This window comes from Streptomyces sp. NPDC001315, assembly GCF_042896175.1.
Classification (GTDB): domain Bacteria; phylum Actinomycetota; class Actinomycetes; order Streptomycetales; family Streptomycetaceae; genus Streptomyces.
On the sequence record NZ_JBIAWZ010000005.1, the window covers coordinates 24,650 to 47,995 of the forward strand.

At 70.6% G+C, this 23,346-nt stretch carries 22 protein-coding genes and 1 tRNA gene; 4 read left to right on the top strand and 19 right to left on the bottom strand.

Translation table 11 applies throughout. From position 1 onward, the window contains the following. Positions 1-721: 721 nt before the first annotated feature. The 6 genes from ACFY16_RS16170 to ACFY16_RS16195 form a co-directional block, all read right to left on the bottom strand. A tRNA-Pro gene (locus ACFY16_RS16170) sits at positions 722-795 on the bottom strand. 295 nt (positions 796-1,090) lie between these two features. Next, positions 1,091-2,164 carry an Ldh family oxidoreductase gene (locus tag ACFY16_RS16175; RefSeq protein ID WP_390647758.1) on the bottom strand — a complete coding sequence of 358 codons (1,074 nt, stop codon included), beginning with the start codon at positions 2,162-2,164 and terminating at the stop codon, positions 1,091-1,093. Between the two features lie 20 nt (positions 2,165-2,184). After that, complete coding sequence (locus ACFY16_RS16180) at positions 2,185-3,894, bottom strand: thiamine pyrophosphate-dependent enzyme (RefSeq protein ID WP_390647759.1); 1,710 nt, start codon at positions 3,892-3,894, stop codon at positions 2,185-2,187. 13 nt (positions 3,895-3,907) lie between these two features. Next, complete coding sequence (locus ACFY16_RS16185; protein WP_390647760.1) at positions 3,908-4,768, bottom strand: amidohydrolase family protein; 861 nt, start codon at positions 4,766-4,768, stop codon at positions 3,908-3,910. 164 nt (positions 4,769-4,932) lie between these two features. After that, positions 4,933-6,159 (bottom strand): L-2-hydroxyglutarate oxidase, encoded by a 1,227-nt coding sequence (gene lhgO, locus ACFY16_RS16190; protein ID WP_390647761.1) that lies wholly within the window; start codon positions 6,157-6,159, stop codon positions 4,933-4,935. Between the two features lie 38 nt (positions 6,160-6,197). After that, positions 6,198-7,655, bottom strand: coding sequence for an aldehyde dehydrogenase family protein (locus tag ACFY16_RS16195; protein ID WP_390647762.1), 1,458 nt, complete (start codon positions 7,653-7,655; stop codon positions 6,198-6,200). Between the two features lie 228 nt (positions 7,656-7,883). Between ACFY16_RS16195 and ACFY16_RS16200 the strand changes: the two genes are divergently transcribed. After that, on the top strand, positions 7,884-8,171 hold the full coding sequence (locus ACFY16_RS16200) for a putative quinol monooxygenase (protein ID WP_390647763.1): 288 nt from the start codon (positions 7,884-7,886) through the stop codon (positions 8,169-8,171). Positions 8,172-8,246: 75 nt separating this feature from the next. Here the strand turns inward: ACFY16_RS16200 and ACFY16_RS16205 are convergent, their stop codons facing one another. The 12 genes from ACFY16_RS16205 to ACFY16_RS16260 all read right to left on the bottom strand — a co-directional run bounded on the left by ACFY16_RS16205 (position 8,247) and on the right by ACFY16_RS16260 (position 19,622). Further along, on the bottom strand, positions 8,247-9,275 hold the full coding sequence (locus tag ACFY16_RS16205) for a methionine synthase II (cobalamin-independent)-like protein (protein WP_390647764.1): 1,029 nt from the start codon (positions 9,273-9,275) through the stop codon (positions 8,247-8,249). 4 nt (positions 9,276-9,279) lie between these two features. Continuing rightward, positions 9,280-9,753 (bottom strand): heme-binding protein, encoded by a 474-nt coding sequence (locus tag ACFY16_RS16210; protein WP_351137164.1) that lies wholly within the window; start codon positions 9,751-9,753, stop codon positions 9,280-9,282. Continuing rightward, entirely contained in the window at positions 9,750-10,535 is a 786-nt protein-coding gene (locus ACFY16_RS16215) for an alpha/beta fold hydrolase (RefSeq protein WP_390647765.1), read from the bottom strand. Before ACFY16_RS16215 ends, ACFY16_RS16210 begins: the two co-directional genes overlap by 4 nt. A 26-nt stretch (positions 10,536-10,561) precedes the next feature. Further along, positions 10,562-10,933, bottom strand: coding sequence for a VOC family protein (locus tag ACFY16_RS16220; protein WP_390647766.1), 372 nt, complete (start codon positions 10,931-10,933; stop codon positions 10,562-10,564). Beyond that, positions 10,930-11,727: a fumarylacetoacetate hydrolase family protein gene (locus ACFY16_RS16225; protein WP_390647767.1), complete on the bottom strand. Its 798-nt coding sequence runs from the start codon at positions 11,725-11,727 to the stop codon at positions 10,930-10,932. The genes ACFY16_RS16220 and ACFY16_RS16225 overlap by 4 nt, the downstream gene beginning before the upstream one ends. Next, complete coding sequence (locus ACFY16_RS16230; RefSeq protein ID WP_390647768.1) at positions 11,724-13,172, bottom strand: NAD-dependent succinate-semialdehyde dehydrogenase; 1,449 nt, start codon at positions 13,170-13,172, stop codon at positions 11,724-11,726. The genes ACFY16_RS16225 and ACFY16_RS16230 overlap by 4 nt, the downstream gene beginning before the upstream one ends. A 69-nt stretch (positions 13,173-13,241) precedes the next feature. Beyond that, on the bottom strand, positions 13,242-14,168 hold the full coding sequence (locus ACFY16_RS16235) for a VOC family protein (protein WP_390647769.1): 927 nt from the start codon (positions 14,166-14,168) through the stop codon (positions 13,242-13,244). Positions 14,169-14,291: 123 nt separating this feature from the next. Continuing rightward, complete coding sequence (locus tag ACFY16_RS16240; RefSeq protein WP_390647770.1) at positions 14,292-15,203, bottom strand: LysR family transcriptional regulator; 912 nt, start codon at positions 15,201-15,203, stop codon at positions 14,292-14,294. 188 nt (positions 15,204-15,391) lie between these two features. Next, the gene (locus ACFY16_RS16245) at positions 15,392-16,342 is read right to left on the bottom strand and encodes a sugar ABC transporter substrate-binding protein (protein ID WP_390647771.1); all 951 of its coding nucleotides are present in this window, start codon (positions 16,340-16,342) and stop codon (positions 15,392-15,394) included. A 129-nt stretch (positions 16,343-16,471) separates the two neighbouring features. Then, positions 16,472-17,488 carry an ABC transporter permease gene (locus ACFY16_RS16250; RefSeq protein WP_390647772.1) on the bottom strand — a complete coding sequence of 339 codons (1,017 nt, stop codon included), beginning with the start codon at positions 17,486-17,488 and terminating at the stop codon, positions 16,472-16,474. Then, positions 17,485-19,020, bottom strand: a complete 1,536-nt coding sequence (locus ACFY16_RS16255) for a sugar ABC transporter ATP-binding protein (RefSeq protein ID WP_390647773.1) — start codon at positions 19,018-19,020, stop codon at positions 17,485-17,487. The genes ACFY16_RS16250 and ACFY16_RS16255 overlap by 4 nt, the downstream gene beginning before the upstream one ends. Positions 19,021-19,058: 38 nt before the next feature. Next, a complete protein-coding gene (locus ACFY16_RS16260) occupies positions 19,059-19,622 on the bottom strand; it encodes a carboxymuconolactone decarboxylase family protein (protein ID WP_390648181.1) in 564 nt (187 codons plus the stop codon). 232 nt (positions 19,623-19,854) lie between these two features. Between ACFY16_RS16260 and ACFY16_RS16265 the strand changes: the two genes are divergently transcribed. The 3 genes from ACFY16_RS16265 to ACFY16_RS16275 all read left to right on the top strand — a co-directional run bounded on the left by ACFY16_RS16265 (position 19,855) and on the right by ACFY16_RS16275 (position 21,795). Next, positions 19,855-20,259: a cupin domain-containing protein gene (locus tag ACFY16_RS16265; RefSeq protein ID WP_390647774.1), complete on the top strand. Its 405-nt coding sequence runs from the start codon at positions 19,855-19,857 to the stop codon at positions 20,257-20,259. Positions 20,260-20,387: 128 nt separating this feature from the next. Then, a complete protein-coding gene (locus tag ACFY16_RS16270) occupies positions 20,388-20,834 on the top strand; it encodes an SH3 domain-containing protein (protein ID WP_390647775.1) in 447 nt (148 codons plus the stop codon). A 199-nt stretch (positions 20,835-21,033) separates the two neighbouring features. Continuing rightward, complete coding sequence (locus ACFY16_RS16275) at positions 21,034-21,795, top strand: DUF2690 domain-containing protein (RefSeq protein ID WP_390647776.1); 762 nt, start codon at positions 21,034-21,036, stop codon at positions 21,793-21,795. 185 nt (positions 21,796-21,980) lie between these two features. Here ACFY16_RS16275 and ACFY16_RS16280 read toward each other — a convergent pair whose 3' ends face one another. Then, positions 21,981-23,312 (bottom strand): MFS transporter, encoded by a 1,332-nt coding sequence (locus ACFY16_RS16280; RefSeq protein ID WP_390647777.1) that lies wholly within the window; start codon positions 23,310-23,312, stop codon positions 21,981-21,983. Positions 23,313-23,346 lie beyond the last annotated feature (34 nt).

Here is a 23,346-nt window from a genome sequence, read left to right on the forward strand (position 1 = left end):
CCAATCATTGCGATGCGATTGGCAGTCGAAGCGCTTCGATGGGCAGTGAGGTTAAGTGAACACCCATGGGCACACAAGGGTCGCTTCCAAGATTCCTTCAAGGCCTGAAGCCCTGCATATGCCCCTACTTGACGTAACGGCGTTGATCACTTGACATGGACCTGGCGCCTGATGCACCGCGAAGCGCTTCGAAAGCCCTCGACCTGCACCTCAAGAAGATCCCATGTATCTGCCACACACTCCGCACACACCACCACCTTTCCGCGATCCGCAGCCGCCTTTCCCGAAGCGCATCGACGACCTTCTGCCGCGGCTCACCCTCGACGAGAGGGTGCTGCTGCCCGGGGTGTCGGTGCCGGCCCGCAGGGGTATAGGAGGCCTGGGCGGTGGACGAGCGCCGCGCGTACGAGGCGGTGGCCCGCGCGGCGCACCGGGCCGATCCCGCGCTCGCGCCGACGCCGGCCGGGCTGCTGGTGGTGCCGGAGGGCAAGCGGGTCGATGCCTGACCCTGCGTCTACCCGAGCAGTGGCACTGGCGCGACGCCTTCACCACGCTCTTCGACTCACCCCACGGCTTCGCGGGCGGGTCACACGGCCCCCTTCGAAGAACTGGGAGCGATGGGAGCAATGGGGAGCGAAGAGGGCTCCCAGTTTGCTCCCGAACACGCGTCAGGGGCACTCCGAAGAGTGCCCCTGACCTGCGGAAACTTCCGACATCTCTGTCGGGACGACAGGATTTGAACCTGCGACCCCTTGACCCCCAGTCAAGTGCGCTACCAAGCTGCGCCACGTCCCGCCGCGTCTCACACGGTGAACCGTGATCGCGCAGGTCAACACTACCGTACGCGCACGGGTGCTCCTGCCGGGGCGCCGGCCGCGCGGGCGGGTCCGAGCGAGCAGAGGGCGAGTTGGCACTGCCGGTCTTGCCAGCGGGTGAGGAAGCCGAGGGAGAGCGCGCCCGACGGCGGCACCCGTGGCGAACGGCGCCTTCGCCGGCGCTGAGGCCTCGGGCCCCTCTGAACACACGGATGGCCGGCGTGTCCTCCGCACAGGACGTGCCGGCCATCCGCCTCACCGAAGGCCGCTGTCCCCTATCCAGCGGCGTCCGGCAGCGCGACGCCCAGCTGCTCGGCGCGCTCGGTCAGGTCGCGCCAGACCTTCGGCGCCACCGGAATGCCCTTCTCGGTGCGGCCGACGGCCACTTCGGCGCTGCGCTCGCCGGGGTAGTACACGCCGTCCGCGTCGTCGGCCACCGGCAGGCCCTTGAGGGTGCCCAGGGTGCTGTCCACGGCCGCGGTGAAGGCGTCCGCGCCGCCGAAGGCCGCCGGGTCGAGCGCGATGAGCAGCGCGTTCTGGCGGTGCTTGCGGCCGGCCGGGTCGTCCGAGTGGAAGGCGGCGAAGATCGGCGCGCCGACCAGCACGCTGGTGAGCAGCTCGAACGCGAGGGACATGCCCGACCCCTTCGCGCCGCCCAGCGGCAGCGGCATGACCGCCTGCTCCGGGTCGGTGGTGGGGGTACCGTCCGCGGTGGCCGCCGCGCCCTCGGGCAGCGGGGTGCCGCTCGCCTTGGCCTGGCGGATCTTGCCGAGCGCGATGGTGGCGGTGGCCATGTCGAGGAGCAGCGGCGCGTGGTCCTCCGCGGGTACGGCGACGGCGAGCGGGCTGGTGGCCACGGCGGCGCCCTTGACGCCGGTGTAGCCCATGTTGGGCATGCCGGCGACGAAGCCGATACCGACCAGGCCCTGCTCGGCGATCTTCGACGCGTAGTAGCCGATCGCCCCGGTGTGGACGGTGCCCCGCACTCCGACGGCGGCCACGCCGTTGGTCCTGGCCCTGCTCACGGCGTCCTCGGCGGCCGCGGTGAGGGCCACGGGGCCGGGGGCGCGGTCGGCGTCCAGGACGGCGGCGGCCGGGGTGGACGCCTCCACCTTGATCTGCGCGTCGGCGTTGGCCACGCCCTTGGCGAGCAGGCCGAGGTAGGCCGGGACGCGGGCGATGCCGTGGGAGTCGACGCCGCGCAGCGCCGCCCAGACGAACACGTCGGCGGTGGTGCGGGCGTGTTCGGGGCTGAGGCCGCCCTTCTCGAGGAGGGCCGCGGAGAAGGTGCGCAGCTCGTCGGCGGGGACGAGCACCTTCCCCGGCTTGGGGGTGGGGGTGTCGGACATGGTGGCGGGTGCCTCCTGGTTCAGCGGGTGACGAGGACGTCGACGACGGCGGTGGTTCCTTCCGCCACTGCCTTGAGCGCGCGCTCCAGGGCGGGCGCCAGCGCCTCGGGCGCGTCGACGGTCTCGGTGTGCATCCCGAACGGCTCGGCGAACTGCGCCAGCCGGGGCAGCCGGTGCAGATCGGTGCCCAGCCACTCGCCGGTCTCGGCGGCCGCGCCCTCGGGGTAGAAGCGGCGGTGGTTGAGGTTCATCGACTTGTAGACGCGGTTGTTGAAGACCACGATCAGCAGCGGCAGGTCGTACGCGTTGGCGGCGTCGTACGACTGGATCACCGGGTTGTAGGTGAATGCGCCGTCGCCGATGGTGAGCACCACCGGGCGCTCCTTGACGGCGAGTTTGACGCCGAGCGCGACCGCGATGCCCTGGCCGAGTCCGCCCTGCACGTAGAAGTACGAGTCGGGGTCCTCGGTCTGCAGATGACGCTTGACGACCCGGCTGTGCGTGATCGTCTCGTCGACGACGACCGAGTCCTGCCCGTCGAGCAGTCTGCGCAGCTCGGCGGCGACGCGCACCGGGTCGATACCCTTGGCCTCCTCGGCCTTGGCCTCGGCGGCGGCGATGGCGGCCTGCTCGTCCGCGTGCCGGCGCTCCTGCTCCGCGCGGCGCGCGGTGACGGCGGCCAGGTCGAGATCCTTCGCCCGCTTGGCCAGCTGGCGCAGGGTGTTGGCGACGTTGCCTTCCAGGTATCGGTCGGCGAACAGCACCTGGTAGACGACGTGCGGGCGCTGCGGGACCTCGTCGATGACGACGATCTGCGCCTTGGAGGGGCGCCGCGACGGCGGGTAGAACGGGGCGCGGCAGTTGACCAGGAGGATCAGGTCCGCCGTGTCCATCCAGGGCCCGATGTCGCTGCCCGCGTGCAGCGGGTGGGTGCGCGGGAAGTTGCCGCACACCGCCGAGTCCGGTTCGACGACCGGGATGTTCCACGCCTCGGCGAAGGCCACCAAGGCCTCGAAGCCGCCCGCCTCACGGCCGGCCGTCTCCGTGACGATCACCGGGTTGCTCGCCTCGCGGATCATCCGGGCGACCGGATCGACCTCTTCGGGTGAGCTGTGCGTGGAGCCCGGCTCGACGACGGGCTTGGCCTCGCGGCCGTCCCAGTCCTCCAGGAGGATCTCCAGCGGGATGTTGAGGTAGGCCGGGCCCGCCGGTGCGCGCCAGGCCAGCTCCGCCGCCCGCGTGATCATGGTCGGCAGCGTGTGGACGCTGGCGGCCTCGTTGGACCACTTGGTGAACGGCTGGGCGATGCCGTGCGGGCCGCCCACGATCGACAGGTTGCGGTACCACTGGCCGCCCGGGTCGTGGCCGGGAGCGTCGCCGTACGTGGTCGACTCCGAGGAGGTGACCACCATCGGTACGCCGGCCAGCAGCGCGCCGTGCACGGCCATCGAGCCCTGGAGCAGGCCGGGGGCCGCGTGCAGCAGCACGCCCTGCGGGCGGCGCTTGACGAGTCCGTAGCCGGTGGCCATGCCGACGGCGACGGTCTCGTGGGTCAGGTCGAGGTACTCCGGCGCCGGCTCACCGTCGCGGTGACGCCGGGCCAGGGACTCCCACACCGGGGCCCATTCGGACCCCGATGAGCAGAAGACGTAGTCGGCGCCGACGGCGTTGAAGGCGGAGACGACGGCGTCACCGCCGTCGGCGCCTGGCGTGTTCTTGCTGTCCGTCATCTCTGGTGTGTCCTCAGCCCTCGATCGGCCAGTTCAGGACCTCGGAGATGCCGCGGCCCATCATCCATTCAAGCTCCTCGGGCGTGAAGTCCCAGTGCTTGGTGAACTGCTCGATCGTGTCGGTGTAGGTGATGCCGTGGCCGAGCAGGCGGGTGATGTCGGTGCCGTAGAAGCAGCGCTGCGGCCCCATCTTGTCGACCATCTCGCGCACGTACTTCTGGATGTTGTTGTTCGGGAAGGGCTGCGTGGAGTAGCCGGGCAGCGCCGAGACCTTGACGTAGATGTTGGGGTGCTCGGCCAGGTCGGCGGTCTCCGAGACCCAGTAGCCGATCGCGTCGTCGACGCAGCGGGCCATGATGCCCATGTGGTCGATGATGATCTTCAACTCGGGGTGCTTGGCGGCGATCTCGCCGAGCTCACGCTTCCAGATCGGGGCGTGGACCATGGTGGGGATGCCGAGCTCCGCGGCGACCGGCCAGTACCAGTCGTTGGTGCCGTCGATCATCCAGTTGCGGTCCTGCGGCCGGTGGAAGGTGAGGCGCGTGCCCTTCACGTGCGGGTTCTGCGCGAAGTCCGTCAGCATGGCCTTGCCCTCTTCGGGCTTGTTCTGCGGAATGCGGGCCATGATGCCGAACCGGTCCGGGTGCGCCTCGCAGGCCTCGAGGGCGTAGTCGATGCGGTCGCCCTCCCAGGACGGCGGCAGGATCAGCGCGCGGTTGACGCCGGCCTCGTCCATCAACTCGAGGGCCTCCTCGTAGGAGAAGGGGTCCTCGCGGTGGCCGTTCAGGCGGATCCGCTCACGGGCGCCGGGGACCCAGGGGCGGTCCGGGGTCTCTTCCTTCCAGATGTGGATCTGGGTGTCGACAACGAACATGTCGGTTACTTCTTTCTCTTGGCAGAGCAGGTGGTGGGGCGTTGCTGAGGGAACGCTAGGCGGGCCGTGAGGCCTTGCGGAGCCCCTGGGAGCGCAAGCTGTTGTTGCGGGAAATCGCGCTGTACGCAGGGCGTTCTTTGAATGCGGAGGTGTGCCTGGTCGCGTCAGGCGTCGCCGAAGACGGCGCCGACGATGTGCTCGGCGATCGCCATGGAGGCCGTGGCGGCCGGCGAGGGCGCGTTGCGCACGGCGGTGATGCGGCCGACCTGATGGATGCGGAAGTCGTCCACGAGGGTGCCGTCCCGGTCCAGGGCCTGGGCGCGTACGCCCGCGCCGCCGCGCACCACGTCCTGGACGCCGACGCCGGGGACGTACAGCTTGGCGTCCTTCATGAAGACCGCCGCGGAGAACGAGCCGCGGTACTCCTTGATGCCGGTGCGCCAGTGCTGGGCCGCCATCTTCCAGGCGCCGGGGTAGGCGGCGAGGCCGAGCAGGTCCCGGGGTGAGATCCGGCTGCGCCGGTAGCCCTCCCTGGCCAGGGCCAGTACGGCGTTGGGCCCGACCTCCACCGTGCCGTCGACGCGGGGCGTGAAGTGCACGCCGAGGAAGGGGTAGCGCGGGTCGGGCACCGGGTAGATGAGCCCCCGCACCAGATGCGTCCGGTCCGCCCTGAGCAGCATGTACTCGCCCCGGAACGGGATGATCTTCGGTTCCTGCTTGTCCTGGGCCAGCTTGGCGACCGTGTCGGACTGGAGGCCCGCGCAGAGGATCAACCGGTCGACGCGGACCCTCCCCCAGCCGTCGGCCGGGGGGACCCCCAGTTGCCCGGAGGCCACCTCGATGCCGCCCGGCACGTTGGTGATGCCGGTGACCGGGAAGCCGAGTTTCACCTCGCCGCCGGAGTCGGCGACGTCCTGGGCGAACGCCCGGGCGATCCCCGGGTAGTCGGTGATCGCGGTACGCGGGGAGTGCAGGGCCGCGACGCCCCCGGCATGGGGTTCCAGCTCCTTGATCTCCTCCTTGGAGATCTTCCTCAGGTCGGGCACGTGATTGTTCTTCGCCCGCTCGTAGAGGTTCTCCATGCGGCCGAGTTCGTCCTCGCGGACCGCCACCACCAGCTTGCCGACCTCCTGGTACGGCAGGGCGCGGTCCTGGCAGTACTCGCGCAGCAGGGACACACCGCGCACGGTCAGGTCTGCCTTGAGGCTGCCCGGCGTGTAGTAGATGCCGGCATGCACCACGCCCGAGTTGCGCCCGGTCTGGTGGAGCGAGACCTCCCGCTCCTTCTCGAACACCACGACGCGGGTGCCGGGGCGGCGCAGGGCGATCTCACGGGCCGTGGCCAGGCCGACGATGCCGGCGCCGACGACGCCGATCGTCTCGTCTGTCATCGGCGTCCTCCTCTCTCACAACTGCTCGGGTGGCGCGCTCAGGCGCCGAAGTGGATGGCGACCGTCTTGACCCGGGTGGAGAAGCGCAGGACTTCCTCGCCCTGCTCCTTGTAGGCCGTACCGGAGTCGCGGAACCCGCCGAAGGGCAGGTGCACGTCCCAGCCGGTGGTCGTCGTGTTGACCGCGACCTGACCGCACTCGGCCTCGTCGGCGAAGCGGTGGGCGGCCGTGAGGTCGCGGGTGAAGACGGCGGCGGCGAGACCGAAGTCGGAGTCGTTGACCGCCTCGACGGCCTGCTCGAAGCCGTCGACGGCGCGGACGGCGAGGACCGGCCCGAAGACCTCCTCACGCCAGATCGCCATCTCGGGGGTGACATCGGCGAGCACGGTCGGCTGTACGTAGCAGCCGTACGCGCGGTCGCCCTCGGTGTCCGCCCTGCCGCCGGTGAAGGCGACGGCACCCTGCTCGATCGCCTTGTTCAGGTCGGCGAGGACGCTGTCGCGCTGCTTGGGGCTGGACAGCGGGCACAGGGTGGTGGCCGGGTCGCTGCCCGGGCCGATCGTCAGCGCCTCGACCTCGGTGACCAGCAGCCGGGCGAACTCCTCGTACACCGGCTGCTCGACGATCACCCGGCTGGTGGCGGTGCACCGCTGGCCGGCCTGGCCGAAGGAGGCGGCGACCACGGCCTTCGCGGCGGCCGGCAGGTCGGCGTCCCTCAGGACGACGGAGGCGTTCTTGCCGCCGAGCTCGCCCTGGAAGCGGATGTTGCGGTCGGCGAGGCGGCGGCGGATGCGATTGCCGACGGCGTTGGAGCCGGTGAAGGTGATGCCGACGATGCGCGGGTCGTCGAGGAGTGCCTCCTCGATCTCGGCCGTGCGGCCTGTCACGACGTTGAGCACTCCCGCCGGCAGTCCCGCGTCGTGCAGGGCGCGGGCGAAGTGCAGGCCCGACAACGGTGTCTCGGTGGCCGGCTTGAACACCGCCGCGTTGCCGGCCGCGAGCAGCGGGGCGAGCTTGCGGGCCGGGGTGACCAGCGGGTCGTTCCACGGGCTGATCACCAGAATCACGCCGATGGGCTCGCGCTGGGTGTGGGTGCGGGTGTCGGGGCGGGCGTCGTGCAGCAGGGTGCCGTAGCCCTGGCGGGCCAGGCCCGCGTAGTAGTCGAGGAAGTCGGCGGCCTTCCCGGTCTCACCGCGGGCCTCGGCCAGGGTCTTGCCGTTCTCGGCGGTGACGTCGGCGGCGATCTCCTCGATCCGCTCGCGGATCAGCCGGGCGGCGTCGGTGAAGATCCGGGCCCGTTCGAAGGGGCTGGTGCGCTTCCAGACGGCGAAGCCGCGCTCGGCCTGGTCGTAGGCCCGGGTGACGTCCTTGGCGGCGAGGGCCGGGATACGGGCGAGGGGCGTGCGGACGTCCGCGGGATCGTGGACGTCGATCCACTCGCCGGTCGTCACCCACTCTCCGCCGGAGAGCGCTTCCACAGTACGCAACAAGATCACTTCCTTCGTCGGCCGCAGTGCGGGCGGTGCGGTCGGGTCGGGGCTGGGTGGCCATGCGGGCCGGATTCGACAACACACCATGTCGGGGCGGGTCCACCAGCACCGCGGCGGAAGGCATTGGTTGCGCCGCGCGCGGGTCGGCGGCGGCTCGATCCGTGCTGGAATCGGCGGGCCGGACGGCCAGTGCGATGCCGCCGGAGAGCCGAGAACCGCTGAGGAGAAACAGATATGGCCTACGCAGTCGTCGCCCACTACCGCTGCGAGCCCGACGACGACGCCACGGTGCGTGCCGCGCTGCTCACGGCACAGGAGGCGACCCGCGCCGAACCGGCGAACCTGCTGTACGAGGTGCACGCGGTGGCGGACCAGCCCGGCGGCTTCCTGCTGTACGAGCGGTACGTCGATGTCGCCGGCTTCGAGGCGCACAAGGCGGCCGAGCACTTCAAGGAGCTGATCGTGCAGACGGTGTGGCCGCTGCTGACGGACCGTACGGTCACGTTCGCCGAAGTGCTCTGAGAACGGGGGCCCGCCAGGAAGCGGCTGCCCGCTTCCCGGCCCCCCTCGGGCCCCCGTCGGCCCCGGAGCCCTGGATCAGAACTCGTTGCCCCAGATGTACCGCGCGAGGGTCTCCACCAGGACGATCTTCCGGCGCTGCTCCTCGGTGCTGAGGAGCGGCCGGCTCGCCACGTCCGCGAAGCCGCGGGACGGGGAGATGGCCGCGTCCTCGAGGTCCTTGGACTCCCCGGCGGCGTCGAGACGGGCCAGCACGGTGTCGATGTCCTCGAGGTCGGGCGCGGTGGCGTCCACCACGCCCAGGCACACGTCCCGGTCCTCCGGCAGCGCCTTGACCAGGTCGAGCTCGGCCTCGGTGCCCTGGTCGAACGGCAGCACCCAGCGGTCCGCCGGGACCTCGCCGTACAGCCGCTCGGCCCGGGCCCGGTCCACCGCGGCGGGCGCCGCCCAGCCGGGCGCGACAGCGATCCGCACGCCCTCCGGGCGCTCGTCCAGCCGTACCGCCAGCGCCTCGACGGCCAACGTGTCCTCGAAGGACAGCGCGCCCGGGTCGGCCGGGTCGGCGGCCAACTGCCCCAGCAGGAGCGGGTTGTTGAGCTGGATCAGGCGTACGCCCTTGGAGACCAGCAGCTCGATCTCAGCCTGGATGATCTCCGCGAGAGCCTCGCCGAGCTCACGAGCGGAAGCCACACCGAGACCCGGCTGGAACGTGGTGGCGGCCAGGTACGCCGGGGACGGCAGCGACGCCTTCGGCGCGATCACCGTCAGCTCGGCGAGCCGGGTGGCCCAGTCCGCGAGCAGCGGGCCGTTGGCCTTCGGCAGTGACTCCGCGACCCAGCGCACCAGGCCGTCGGGGCCCTCCTCCCCCGTACGTCGGAAGCCGGAGACCCCGTCGAGGACGGCGCTGCGGAAGTCCTCCCGGGGGAAGTCTCCGTCGGTGACGACGGTGGAGCGCAGCTTGCGCTGGAGGACCACCGCCTCCTGGACCGCCTGAAGTTCGGCGGCCAGGAGGGCGTCGGCGTCACCGGACGCGCGGGCGGCGCTGAGCTCGGCGGGACGGACCAGGCTGCCGTGGTGGTCGATGCGGTAGTTGAACGTATCCGCCATGGGGTCAGTCCTTTCCGGGCTCGGCCGGCTTGCCCGCGACGCCCCAGGCGGCGAACTCCAGCTCGTAGCCGAGGGATTCGAGGACGTCGTCGGCGAGCTGCTGGTCCTCGTCCGCGGTGCCGCCGGCGATGCCCAGGCCGCCGATGATCTCGCCGTCCTTCTTGATGGTGACACTGCCCTCGGCGGCCATGATCGGCAGGGCCGCGCCGGGCAGCTGGGACAGCTGGGAGAAGAAGACGGGCTGGCTCTCCTGCCACTTCTTCAGCATCTTGCCGGGGCGCTGCATCACGGCCGCGGTGTAGGCCTTGGCGCGGGCGATGTCCGGGGTCAGCGGGCGGGCCCCGTCGGCCCGGCGGATCGCGACGACAAAACCGCCGGCGTCGACCACGGCCACGCTCACCGCCTTGCCGAGGGCCTGGGCGCGCTTGTGGGCGGCGGCGATGATCTCCTCGGCCGCGTCGAGGGTCACGTTGCTCATGCTGTTTCCTTCTGGGCGGTCAGGGTGCGGCGCAGGTGGGCGACCGCCGCGTTGTACGGCTCCGGCGTCTCCCAGTACATGGAGTGCGGGGCGCCCGGGACGATCTCCAGGTGCGAGCCGGGCAGCAGTTCGTGGGCGCGGGTGACGGTCTTCACGCTGAGCACCGCGTCCTTCTCGCCGGCCAGGAACGCGACCTTCACACCGGAGTTCTGGATGTCCTGCAGGGACGGTCCGTCGGTGTCGAGGTTGCGCAGGTCCTGCATCTTGGCGACGTTGAAGGTGCCCATCTGCTGGAAGAGGAACGTGAGGTCGGCGCGCTCCTGCTGGAACGGCTTGGTGAGCAGGCGGTCGATGACCGGCAGCTTGACGGCCTCGGCGCGGTCGGCGGCGGCCAGTTCCTTCAGCTCCGGGTGGCTGATGCCGCCCAGGGAGTGGCCGAGGACGACCGAGCCGACACGCTCGGGACGCAGCAGGCCGGCGCGCAGGGCGGCGACGGAGCCGATGGACTGGCCGACCAGCATGACGTCGGTCAGGTCCTCGGCGTCGAGGACGGCGACGACGTCACCGGGGAAGTCCTGGCCGTCGAACTCGGGCATCGACGAGTCGGACTTGCCGAAGCCGCGCAGGTCCACGGTGACGACCGTGAACTCGTCGCGCAGCGCGGCGACCTGCTGCCACCAGGCGGCGTGGTGGCCGCCGCTGCCGTGCACGAACAGGATCGCCGGACCGCTGCCGTGGCGCTCGTAGTAGATGGAGGTGCCGTCGGAGTCGGCGAGGGGCATGGGGAGGAACTCCTAGCAGATGGCGATCAGTTGGGGCGCTTGGCGTGGTAGACCAGTTCGATCATGGTGTGGTCGGGGTCGTGGATATAGCAGAACTTCGACTGGTTCTCCGGGCGCTCGATGGGGCGGGTGTGCCGGATGCCCAGCTCCTTGAGGTGGGCGAGGAAGTCGTCCCAGTCGTCGACCTCGACGGCGAAGTGATAGGGAGCCATCCGCTCCATCTCCTCGACCGGAGTGAAGTGCAGGTCGAAGTTGCCCCGGGTCATCAGCACCACACGGGTGTTGGACTTGGGCGTGATCCTCTTCATCCCGAAGACCTTGGCGTACCACGCGGCGGTCCGGTCGGGGTCGGTGGTGGGGAAGTTGACGTGGTGGATGTAACGGGGTTCCTTGCTCATCTTTGGTTCCCTTCAAGGTGTACGGGGTTGGACAGCACGCCGATGCCGCTGATCTCGACCTCCACGGTGTCCCCCGGCGCGAGGCGGCAGGTGGACTCGGCGCCCATCCAGAGCACGTCCCCGGCCTGCACGGTGTTGTGCTTGGTGATCTCGACGAGGTAGTCGAAGGGGTCGAAGACCATGTCGCCGGTCGGGAAGGCGGCGCGCACCTCGCCGTTCACCCGCAGGGTCGTCGTCTGCGCGAGGGCGTCGACGTCGGTCTCGATCCAGGGGCCCATGGGCTTGAAGGTGTCGCTGTTCTTGCTGCGCCAGAACGTGCGGTCCTGGTGCTGCCAGGTGCGGGCACTGATGTCGTTGCCGATGGTCCAGCCGAAGACGGACTCGCGTGCTTCCTCGTATGTGGCGTGGCGCAGCGTACGGCCGATGACGGCGACCAGTTCCGGCTCGGCCTCGAAACGGCCCTCCACCTCCGCCGGTTTCACGATCGGCGAGAGGTGGCCGGTGAGCGCGTTGTTGGCGCGGTATCCGACCTCGGGCCGGTCGGGGGTCTCGACACCGGCATGCGCTACGTGCCGTGGGTAGTTCATGCCGACCGCGTAGAACACGGGCGGCACGACGGGCGGCAGCCAGACCGCCGTGGCACGCGGGACGGTGCCGATGATGTCGGCGCCGCATTCGGCATGCGGCTGCCGCCGCGTGGCCTCGATCGGCGAGCCGGACAGCAGCTCGACGTCCTCCTCCCCCACGCGGCCCCACACCGCCCGGCCGCCGACCGAGACACGTGCGTACCTCATGGCACCAGCAGGTGGGAGACGCGCTTGGTGATCAGATAGGCGTCCAGGGCCTCGGGGCCGCCCTCACGGCCGTAGCCGCTCTCCTTGACGCCACCGGAGGGGGCCTCGGAGACGGATCCGCCGCAGTGGTTGACGGAGAGGATCCCGGCCTCCAGCTCGCCCACCAGGCGCTCGGCGGTGGCGGCGGACTCGGTGAAGCCGTAGGCGGCCAGTCCGTACGGCAGCTCGTTCGCGATCGCGAGGGCCTCGTCGAGGTCGGTGAACGGGACGATCGGCGCGAGCGGCCCGAACGGCTCCTCGTGCAGCAGCTCCGCGTCCGCCGGTACGTCGGTCAGGACGGTCGGCGCGAAGAAGTAGCCGGGGCGGTCGAGCCGTTCGCCGCCGGTGAGGACCTTGGCGCCACGCGCGACGGCGTCGGCGGTCAGGCGCTCCATGGCCTTCAGCCGGCGCTCGTTGGCCAGGGGCCCCATGGTGGTGCCCTCGGCCAGTCCGTCGCCGACGACGACGGCCTCGGCGGCCTTCACGAACTCGGCGGTGAAGTCCTCGACGAGGCTCTCGTGGACCAGGAAGCGGCTGGGCGAGGTGCACACCTGGCCGGCGTTGGCGAACTTGGCCTGGGCGGCCTTGCGGGCGGCCTTCACGGGGTCGGCGTCCGCGCAGACGATCACCGGGGCGTGGCCGCCGAGCTCCATCAGGGACGGCTTCATGACCTCGCCCGCCTTGGCCGCGAGCAGCTTGCCGACGGGGACCGAGCCGGTGAAGGCGACCAGGCGGACCGCCGGGGCGGCGATCAGGTGGGCGGAGACCTCGGCCGGCTCGCCGAAGACGAGGTTGAGGACGCCGGCGGGCAGGCCCGCGTCGGCGAAGCAGGCCACCAGGGCGGCCGCGGTGGCGGGGGTTTCCTCGGAGGCCTTGATGATGATCGAGCAGCCCGCGGAGAGCGCGGAGGAGATCTTCCGCATGGGGCCGCCGGCGGGGAAGTTCCACGGTACGAAGGCGGCGACGGGGCCGACGGGCTCGCGCCGTACGGAGAGCAGGGTGCCGGGGGCGGAGGGGATGATGCGGCCGTACGCGCGGCGCGCGTCGTCGGCGTGCCAGCGCAGGGTGTCGGCGACGCGGCGGGCCTCGCCGGTGGCCTCGGCCAGCGGCTTGCCCTGCTCCAGGGTCATGATCCGGCCGACCTCGGCGGCGCGCTCGGTGAGCAGGTCGGCGGCGGCGTGCAGGAGGGCGGTACGCCTGGCTATGGGCGTGTTGCGCCAGGTCCTGAAGCCTGCCGTCGCGGCGTCGAGCGCGCGGTCGAGGTCGGCGGGGGTGGCCAGCGGTACTTCTCCGATCACCTCCTCGGTGGCCGGGTTGACGATCGGGGCGGTACGTCCGGTGCCGCCCTGGCACCACTCGCCCGCGATGTACATGCGGACGGCGGGGTAGCCGTGGTCGGTGGTCATGAGTGGGTGCCCTCTCAGGCTTGAAAGCGAAGCAAGACGGGGGTCCCCCGGCCGAAGGCCGGGGGAGGGTCAGGACGCGGAGGTGGTGGCGTCCTGCTGGTCGCGGTTGGTGCGCAGCGCCCAGATGTGGTGGGGCGGGGTGGTCTCGTGCACCCGGGTCTCGTAGGTGTCGTCGACGCGGTCCATGTCGGCGGCGTACTCCACCCGGCCGCCGCAGGGGGCGTGGATGAAGCGGAAGACGTTGGAGCCGACGGTGTGGCGGCCGAGCCGGCGGGCCTCCCGCCACCCGTGGTCGATCATGTAGTTGCCGCCCTCGATCACGTCGTCGAAGCCGGGGACCTCGTAGGCGATGTGGTTGATGCCGGCCTTGTCGGGGCGGTGGCACAGCAGCATGGTGTGCTGGTCGTCGTCGCCGGGGGCCTGCATGAACACGCCCATGGGTTCGACCACGTCGGTCGGGCGGAAGCCGAGGAGGTCGGTGTAGAACGCGACGGCCTCGTCCTTGCCCGGCTTGGGGATGTTGAGCGCCACGTGGCACATGCGCAGCGGGCGCACCCGGGTGATCGCCTCCAGCGCCGAATTCCAGCGGTTGACGCTGCCCAGCGCGTTGGCGGGCCGGGGCTCGACCGTCGCCGGCCTGGGCCGGGCGAGGGTGAGGCCGACGCCGAAGCCGGTCTCGTCCACGGTGTGGTGGACGCCGTCGGCGCTCTCGCGGACCGGGCGGTCCTTCGCCACCGCGGCCACCAGTCGCTCCAGCTCCGCGCGGGTGTCGACGCCCCAGACCACCTCACGGAGGGTCGGCCCGTTCTCCACCGGCGGCGGCAGCAGGGGGCTGGGGTCGGTGTCGAAGTGGAGGGTCTGCCCGGTGAGCGTCTCGAACACCGCGTGTTCGTCGGTCCGCTCCACCAGGAACAGACCGAAGTCGTCGAAGAACCGGACGCATTCGTCGAGGTCGCCGATGCTGTAGGTAACCGATTCGATTCTCTGGATTCCCATGGATTCCTCGTTTCCGGGTCGCTTGGCGAGCGTAGGTTTCGGGGCGCGAGGGGCTCAATGGCCCGAGCTCTACGGAGTGCGCAATCGTTTCTTGCGCCGCGGTCCCGCGCCTTCGCCCAGCGCCTACGCCCGGATGGCGGGGATCGGATTCTGCGCGAACCACTCGGCGAGGTAGTCCAGGAACACGCTGATCTTGCGCGGGGTGTCCTGTCCCGGGCCGTAGATCGCGTAGAGCGGGCGGTCGGGTACCGCCAGTTCCGGCAGCAGGACCTGGAGGGCGCCCGAGACGAGATCGTCGTAGGCCGGACGCTGGGGCAGCAGGGCGATGCCCCGGCCGTGCACGGCCGCCTTCTGCAGGGCGATGTAGGAGTTCGACGAGAAGGCGATGTTGCGGATCTTGTGCAGGGTGCTCGCGTGCCCGTGGCCGATGCGCCACACGGGGTCGTTGACGTGGACGAGACAGTCGTGTGCGGCGACGTCGTTCGGATGCGTGAGGGAGCCGTGCCGCTTGATGTAGTCCTCCGAGGCGCACAGCACGAAGGGCAGGGAGGAAATCTTCTTGAGGCGGACGCTGGAGTCCCTCAGGTCACGGGTGTGGAAGGCGACGTCGAATCCGCCGTCCAGGAAATCGTAGGTACGGTCCGACATACCGCCCAGTTCGAATCTGACCTGGATTTTCGGATGGGCGGCGGAAAAGGCGGCGATGGCGTCGCCGAGGTCGAGGCTGCCTATCCATTTGGGACAGATGATGCTGAGCGTCCCCTCGGCCCGGTCGTGGAGTTGGGCGATGCCGGCGTCCTCGGCCTCGATCTCCTCCAGGATGCGGGCGGCGAACTCCGCGTAACGCTGTCCCGGCTCGGTGAGGCTCACCGAGCGGGCCGTGCGGTTGACCAGGCGGACACCCACCTGGCGCTCCAGTTCGGCGACGTGCCGTGACACCAGCGAGCCCGACGAGCCCAGCTTCTTGGCGGCTCCGCTGAAGCTGCCGACCTGTGCGACGGTGACGAAGCTGTGCATGAGGAGCAAGCGATCCATGTTTCCTCCGAGAGCTGCTCCCCGCCGGCCCGCGCCGGGAGGGGGAGCATGGGGGCCGCCGAACCTCGCCGGAATGTCCCGATAGCGGCTCTACCAGGACATTCAGCGACACGGCGGATGTGCGGCTCAGACACGGTGAGACAGGCGCCGGTGACCGGTGGGGGCTCGGCAGAAGGCCCTGGTGGGGCCTACTTCGGGCAGTACTGCGGCGCTTCGCTCAGGTTGTCCTTGGTGACCAACACAAGAGGAATGTTGGCAATTTTGTCAACCTTCTTCTTGTCGAGCAGGCTCACCGCGTTCTTGACCGCGGTCTGCCCGATCGTCAGCGCCGAGTTCGCGACGGTGGCGGAGAACTCGCCGCTCTTGACGGCGGCCAGCCCCTCGTCGGTGCCGTTGACGGTCACGATCTTGACGTCCTTGGCGCCGGCGGCGTCGAAGGCCTTGCGCACGGAGAAGGCCATCTCCTCGTTGGCGACGAAGGCGTAGTCGAGGCCGGGGTTCGCCTGGATCATATTCTCGGCGACGTCCTGGGCCTTCGCGGGGTTGAACATGCCGGGCTGGTTGGCGACGACCTCGGCGGTCGCCGGCAGCCCGCTCTTGAACCCGCCCACCAGCAGGTCGGAGGCGGCACCCGGGGCACCGGCGACGATGCCGACCTGGACGTCCTTGCTGCCGGCGTCCTCGGCGATCCAGCCGGCGTCCAGGCTGCCGACCTTCTTGAGGTCGACTACGGCCGCACCGAGGATGTCGTCGGCGTCGCTGGTGGACACGGACGTCAGGTAGATCGGGATGCCGGAGGCCTTCGCCTTGGCTATGTCGCCCTTGAGCGAGTCGACGTTGACGGTCTGCACGATCAGCGCGCTGACGTTGCGGGAGATCATGTCCTCGATGTTGGACAGCTCGGTCCCGGCGTTCTGGTGCGAGTTGGACGTGTAGACCTTGGCGTTCTCGGTCTTCGCCGTCTGCTCGACGGCTTTCTGCAGACAGCTGTGGAAGTTGGTGTCGCCGCCGTTGACGAACCCGAGGGTGACGTCTCCGGAGCCGGCGCTGTCGTCGTCGTTGCCGCAGCCGCTGAGCACCAGGGTGGAGCAGGCGACCGCGGCGAACAGCGCGTGACGGGAACGGACGGAAAGTCTCATGGTGAACCGCCTTTCGAGACGGAAGTGAGCACGACGGAATGTGGGCACGACAAACCGCGATCAGGGCGTTCTGTGATCAGACGTGCCGTGATCGAGGCGTGTTGTGGGCGAAGACGCGGGGGGTGGTGATCAGTGCCGCGTGGAGCGGGTCTTGTGCATCTCGTTGGCGATGGCCGCGATGAGCAGCACCGCGCCGACGGAGACCGGCTGGTAGTTGCTGGAGAAGTCCAGGAGGTTGAGGGCGTTGGCCACCACACCGAGGAGCACCAGGCCGAGGGCGGTGCCGATCACGGTGCCGGAGCCGCCGGCCAGCGAGGTCCCGCCGATGACGACGGCGGCGACGACGGCGAGCTGCAACGAGAGACCGGCGGTGCCGCCCGGGCTGCTGGAGCCCAGCCGGGACAGCAGCATCAGGCCCGCCAGCCCCGAGAGGGCACCGGTCGTGCCGTACAGCACGAGCTTGCGCGCCGTGACATTGATGCCGCTGAGGCGCGCGACGTGCTCGTTGCCACCGATGGCGAAGGCGTCCCGGCCGAACACGGTGAACCTCATGACCAGGGCCGTGGCCACCAGCACCAGGACGGCCACGACCAGCAGATACGGCACGCCGAGGATCTTGTTGTTGCCGAGTGCGAACATCCGGGTGCCGATGGAGATGGTGTTGCCGTCGTGCACCAGCAGGGCGACGCCGTCGAGCAGGGTGGCCGACGCCAGGGTCGCGACGAAGGGTGCCACGTTGGTGAACGTCACGACCAGCCCGTTGACCAGGCCTACGGCCGTGCCGAGGAGCACCGCGACGACCACCGCGTAGAAGGTGGGCTGTCCGTTCGCCAGCAGCTTCGCCGCGACGGCGGCCGTGACCGCGACGTTGCTGCCCATGGAGAAGTCCATGCCGCCCGCGGTCATCAGCAGCGTGAGACCGGCGGCGAGCACGGCGTTGACGCTCACCTGGCTCAGGATGTTGACGATGTTGCGGTCGGTGGCGAACGTATCGGTCTGCACCGCGGTGAGGACGACCACGATCACCAGGACCGCGATCAGACCGGCGTGGGGCACGCTGCGCAGGGTGTCGAGCGAGAGCCGCGACCGGGGTGCCTCGGGCGGGTCGGAGACGCCGGGGGCATCGGGAAGTGTCTTGACGCTCACTGCGGTTGACCTCCGAGAGCGGTGGCGACGAGCTCGTCGCGCGTGATGGTGGTGATGTCGTGTTCGGCGACCGTGCGGCCGGCACTGACGACGACGACCCGGTCGGCCAGCCGCATGACCTCCTCCGCGGAGGAGGAGGCGAGCAGCACGGCCACCCCGCGCGAGGCGAGGTCGTCGACGAGGGTGTGGATGTCGGCCATGGCCGCGATGTCCACACCGTTGGTGGGGTCCTCGAGGAAGCACGCGACCGGCTCGGTCTCCAGCCACTTGCCCAACAGGACCTTCTGCTGGTTACCGCCGGACAACGCGCTCACCGGCGGGTTTCCGGTGAGGGAGACCACGCCGTAGTTGTGGCGCACCGGCCCGGCCCGGCGGGCGAGTTCGGCACGGCGGTGCAGGCGGCGGCGGGCGAAGCGGTCGTCGGCGAGCATCAGGTTCTCGTCGAGGGACATGCCCGGGACGAGACCCAGCGTCCGGCGGTCGCCCGTCACACAGCGCAGGCCGCTGCCGAGCGAGGCCGGGATGTGGCCGACGGCCACGGGGCGGCCGTCGACGCGCAGTTCGCCGGTGTCCGGCCGCCGGCGTCCCGACAGCAGGTCGAACAGCTGTGACTGCGCGTCCCCGGCCGGGCCGAGTACGGCGACGACCTCGCCCTTGCGCACCTCGACGGTGAAGTCCTGGATGGCCCGTCCGTGGCTCAACCCCCGTACTACCAGGCCGAGTTCGTCCTTCGGTGCCGGACGGTCGGGGCGCCGCGAGACGACGTCCCGGCCGACCATGGCGCGGACCAGCCCGGCAGGGTCCAGCTCCTCGGCCGGCGCGGTGCGCACCACTCCCCCGTCCCGCAGGACGGTGAGGCGGTCGGCGACGGCCATGACCTCGTCGATGTAGTGCGAGATGTAGACGACGGCGACGCCGTCGTCGCGCAGCCTGCGCACCAGGGAGCGGATCTGGTTGGCGTCCTTGGCGCTCAGACACGCGGTCGGCTCGTCGAGGATCAGGATCCGGCCACCGCGGCGGACTTCGCGGGCCACCTCGACCATGGTCTGCTCGGCGACGGTGAGCGAGCCCGCGGTCCGCTCCACGTCGATGTCGATGCCGAGCGAGTGCAGTGCCTCCCGGGCCTGCTGCCGGACGGCCTTCCAGTGCACGGCGCGGCGCCGGGTGGGCAGGTCGCCCAACATGACGTTCTCGGCGACGGTGAGTCCCATCGCCAGCTCGCGGCGCTGCGGCACCGAGGCGATGCCGAGCCGCCGGGCCTTGCGGACGGTCAGTCCGGCGTGCGGGTGACCGTCGACCTCCACGGTGCCGCCGTCGGGCTGGTGCGCCCCGGACAGGACCTGCACCAGCGTCGACTTCCCGGCGCCGTTCATGCCCATCAGCGCGTGGACCTCACCCGGGTACAGGTCGAGGTCCACGCCCTTGAGGGCGGCCGCCCCGCCGAAGCTCTTGGTGACGCCTCGTACCCGCAGGACGGCCGTGCGGGCCGTACCGGCACCACTGTCACTGTCGGCGTTCTTCCTCGGGCTCACGGCGGTACCTCCCTGCGGGCTCGGGTCGGTCAGGAAACTCACGGCTGCGGCCGGTCGGCGTCGGCGACGACACGCCCGTAGCCGCGGATGTCCGGGAACGGGGGCTCCTTGTCGGCCTGGAGGTCCACCTGGAAGGTGTTCAGACACATGCCGAGCATGGTGAAGTTGCCGAGCGCACCGATGGTGTCCACCAGGCCCTTGGAACCGAAGTGCTCCAGGGCGCGGGCGAAGGTCTCGTCGGTGACGAAGTGCTCGTCGAGGATCTCCTGGCAGAACTGGTAGAAGGCCTGGTCGGCCTCGTTGTCGAAGACTGCCTCGCGCTTCTCGGCGATGGCCTTGACCGCGGCCTCCGGGATGCCGGCCTCGATGGCCTGGTGCACATGGGCGTTCCACGAGTACTGCGCGTCCCAGTTGCGGGCCGCCATCAGCAGGGTGAGCTCGCGCAGGTGCTTGGGAAGGCTGCAGTCGAACCGGGCGAACGCGCCCAGGGACTCGGCCCGTTCGCACATCTCCGGGCTGTGCAGCCAGACCCGGAAGGGGCCGCGGACGGCGCCGCGGCGGCCGGCTATACGGGCGGCCAGCTCCTGCTGGCGCGGGTCCATTTCCTCTTCGTCGAGAACGGGGAGCCTCATCTGGCCGATACCTGCCTTTTCTTTCCGGCGCGTTTCACTCACGGGTCGAGAGCCGTGCGGTGACAGGTGACGGTACAGCCGGGTTCGCGTTGCTCACCCTTCTCGGAGTGCAAGGTAAACCTGCACGCCAGAGGGCACCCGTTCACGCCTGAGCGACCTAACGTCGTTCGTCGCATCACGTCGAAGTGGAGAGGAACCCCGGATGACCACCATCATCAAGGTCGCGTCCGTGCCGCTGCTGGACAGGGGCGGTTCGGTCGTGACGACGCCGCTGATCACGACGCCGTCGGCGAGCGGGGAGAACCGCATCACCAGCGGGATGAGCGTGTATCCGGTGGGCTCCGGCGCGCCGCTGCACTCGCACAACTGCGACGAGCACGTGACGATCCTCGAAGGCGACGCGGAGGTGTGGGTCGACGGCGAGGTGACCAAGCTCGAGCAGTTCGACACCACCTACATCCCGTCGCCCGTCCCCCATCTGTTCCGCAACATCGGTGAGACGCCGCTCAGGATCCTGTGGGTGTACTCGTCGGGACACGTCACCCGGACGTTCACGGAGACGGGCAAGACGGTGGAACACCTCTCGGCCCAGGACCAGATGGGCTGAGCGTCGCGTCCCGGGGGACGTCCCCGTGTCCCGCGGGAAGCGGGGACGGCATCCTGACGGCCCGTCACGGACACGCTGGCTGTCGTGGTCACGCATCGTGGTCACGAGAACGACAGCCGGAGGTTTCCATGTTCCGACGGACCGTGCAGAGCGGCCTGCTGGCCGCGGTCGCGGTGCTCGCGTTCCTGCCCGCGGCGGCCGGTGCCGCCCCGATGGGCGCGACCACCGCGCACCCGGCGCTCGCCGCCACCACGCAGCACGCCCTCCCCTCGCTGCTCTCCACCCCCGCCCGGCACGCACCGGCGCGGCACCACACCGTCCACCGCGTCCACTGCGCCCGGCACCACATGGCGGGAAGGGTGGCCACGCACCGCCTGGCACTGAACGTCCGCTCCGGTCCGGGCACGGGCTACCGGGTGCTCGGTCACCGGCACAACCACCGGCTGGTCTCCGTGGCCTGCAAGAGGTACGGCTCCGGGGTGTTCGGCAACCACGTCTGGTACCGGCTCGCCCACCACAAGGGGTACGTGGCCGCCCGCTACGTACGGGTCGGCGCCGCCGTGCCGTGGTGCTGACGGCTCCGGGCCGCCGTACGGCCTGACCGCCGAGGCCTGTTCGGGAAGCGCACCGTCCCGAACAGGCCTTCGGCATGCCACTCCGCCTCACCTTCCTCATACCGTGCCGGACGTTGCGGGCACCGTCTCTCTGGGAAGCCATCCCGACAACAGTGGGCGAAACGCCCATAGCGGATGATATGAAGTCGAGGGAGGCGCCATGCGGCACCCGCAAGGGTCGACCACGCCGGACGAGCCGCTGGTGGTGAGACTGCGGGAACTGAAGGACCGTACGGGGCTGAGCCTGGCCGCGCTGGCCGCCCGCACGCCGTACAGCAAGTCCGCCTGGCACCGCTATCTGACCGGCGGCAAGCGTCCGCCGCGCTCGGCCGTGGAGGCGCTCACCCGCCTCGCGGGCGTCGACGCCGGCCCCGTACTGGCCCTGTGGGAGGCCGCCGACGAGCCCCCCGCCGCGAGCCCGCCCACGGAGACCGGCCGGGCCCGCCCCCGGTGGCGGCCGTTGCCCCTGTCGGCGCTGGCCCTGCTGGGACTGGCCGCCGCGGTCACGGCCGGCCTCACCTTCTCCGGCCGGCACGGTTCGTCCGGTACACAGGTGGCCACGGCGGCGCCCCGCTGTCACGGGCGGTCCTGCCAGGGTGAGTTGCCCGACGCGTCGGCCTGTGCGCGGGACGCGCGGACCAGGAGCAGCGTCACCGGCAGCACCTACGACGTCCGGCTGCGCTACTCACCGGCCTGCGGCACCGCCTGGTCGGAGGTGCGGGTGCGCTCCCCGCGCGCCCGGGAGGTCTCCGTCCGCGCGGGCCAGGACGTGCTCTCCGCGGCCTATCCGGCCGAGGACACCGTCGGCTACACCAGCCCGATGGTCTCCGTGCCGTCACCCCGGGGCGTGGAGGCGTGCGCGGAGGTGGACGAGGAGCTGGCCTGCACGGGGCTCGACGTCGAGCCGCCGGAGCAGGGATGAAACGCGGCGGGGCACCAGGACTCCCGGCCCGTCCTCCCAGAACCGGTCCGGCCACGGCGACCCGGGCGGGCGGCCCCGCTCCGCGCCGTGGACGTGAGCCCGGCCCGCGCCCCGGGCGCTCGGCGCGGCAAAGGGCGCCGCGCCCCGGGTAGCGGGCGCGGCGCCACAGTGGAGGCGGCGGACGGTCAGCCGGTGGTGGACAGTTCCTGCTGGGTGCCGCTGCGCTCCGGCTGCCTGGCCGAACGCAGGGCGGCGATGCCGATGAAGACCATCGAGGAGAGTCCGGCGAGCGCGAAGGCCGTGAAGCCCCAGTCGCCGTTGTTCGCGGCGAGCAGCTGGCCGCCGAGCCACGGGCCGAAGACGGCACCGAAGCGGCCCATGCCGGAGGTCCAGCCGACAGCCGTGGCACGGTCGTCCGGGGTGGAGCGGATCGAGACCGTCGCGTAGATCATCGTCTGGGCGCTGTTGAGGAAGACGCCGGTGAGGAAGACGACCACCATGGTCACGCTCATCGGCATGTGGACGCTGAGCAGGAAGACGCCGGCGGCGGTCAGGGCGAACCAGATCGCCGAGATGCGCGGAGCGCCGAAGCGGTCGGCGGCCCGGCCGGCGACCAGCATGCCCACGATGCCGCCGAGGTTGAAGACGACCACGAAGGACAGGGCCGAGCCGAGCTCGTAGCCCTCGGCGCGCATGAGGGTGGGCAGCCAGGTGGCGACGCCGTAGACCAGCAGGAGGCCGCCGAAGGAGGCCAGCCAGTACAGGAGGGTCTGCGTCCACTCGCCCCCGCGGAAGAGGTTCACCAGCGCGTTCCAGCGGTCGGCCGCGCCCTGCTTGCCCGACGACTTGGTGGCGGGCAGCTCGACCTCGTAGCGGGTGGCCAGCTCGCGGGCCTCCTCGGTACGGCCCTTGGCGACGAGGAAGCTCAGCGACTCGGGCAGGAGCTTGACGAGCACCGGGGCGAAGAGCAGCGGGATCACGCAGACCCAGAACGCCGCGCGCCAGCCGACCGGCTCCACGAGCCACTTGGCCACGTAGGCGGAGAGGATGCCGCCCGCGTGGTGGGCGGTCATCAGCAGGCCGATGACGATGGCGCCGCGGCCGCGCGGGGCGTAGTCGGAGACCATGCTGATCGCGGTGGGCAGCAGACCGCCGAGGCCGACGCCCGCCAGGGTCCGGCCGAGGCCGAAGACCGTGAGACTGTCCGCCATCGCGCACAGGGCGGAGGCCAGCGAGAAGAGGGTCACGCACGAGACCATCAGCTTCTTGCGGCCGATCCGGTCGGCGACGGTGCCCGCGGTCAGGGCGCCGACGAGCATGCCGAAGGTGGCGTAGCTGCCGAGGTCACCGGCCTGGTCCGGGGTGAGGCCGAAGGTCTTCGTCGCCAGCAGGTGCGGCAGCACCGAGCCGTAGATGAACATGTCGAGACCGTCGAAGAGGACGGCCAGCCAGCACAGACCGACGACCAGGAAGGCCAGTCTGCTGCCGCGAGCGGACAGCGCGGGGGAGGAGGACATCTTTGTTTTCCTCTCGTCCAGGAGGCGTTCCCTG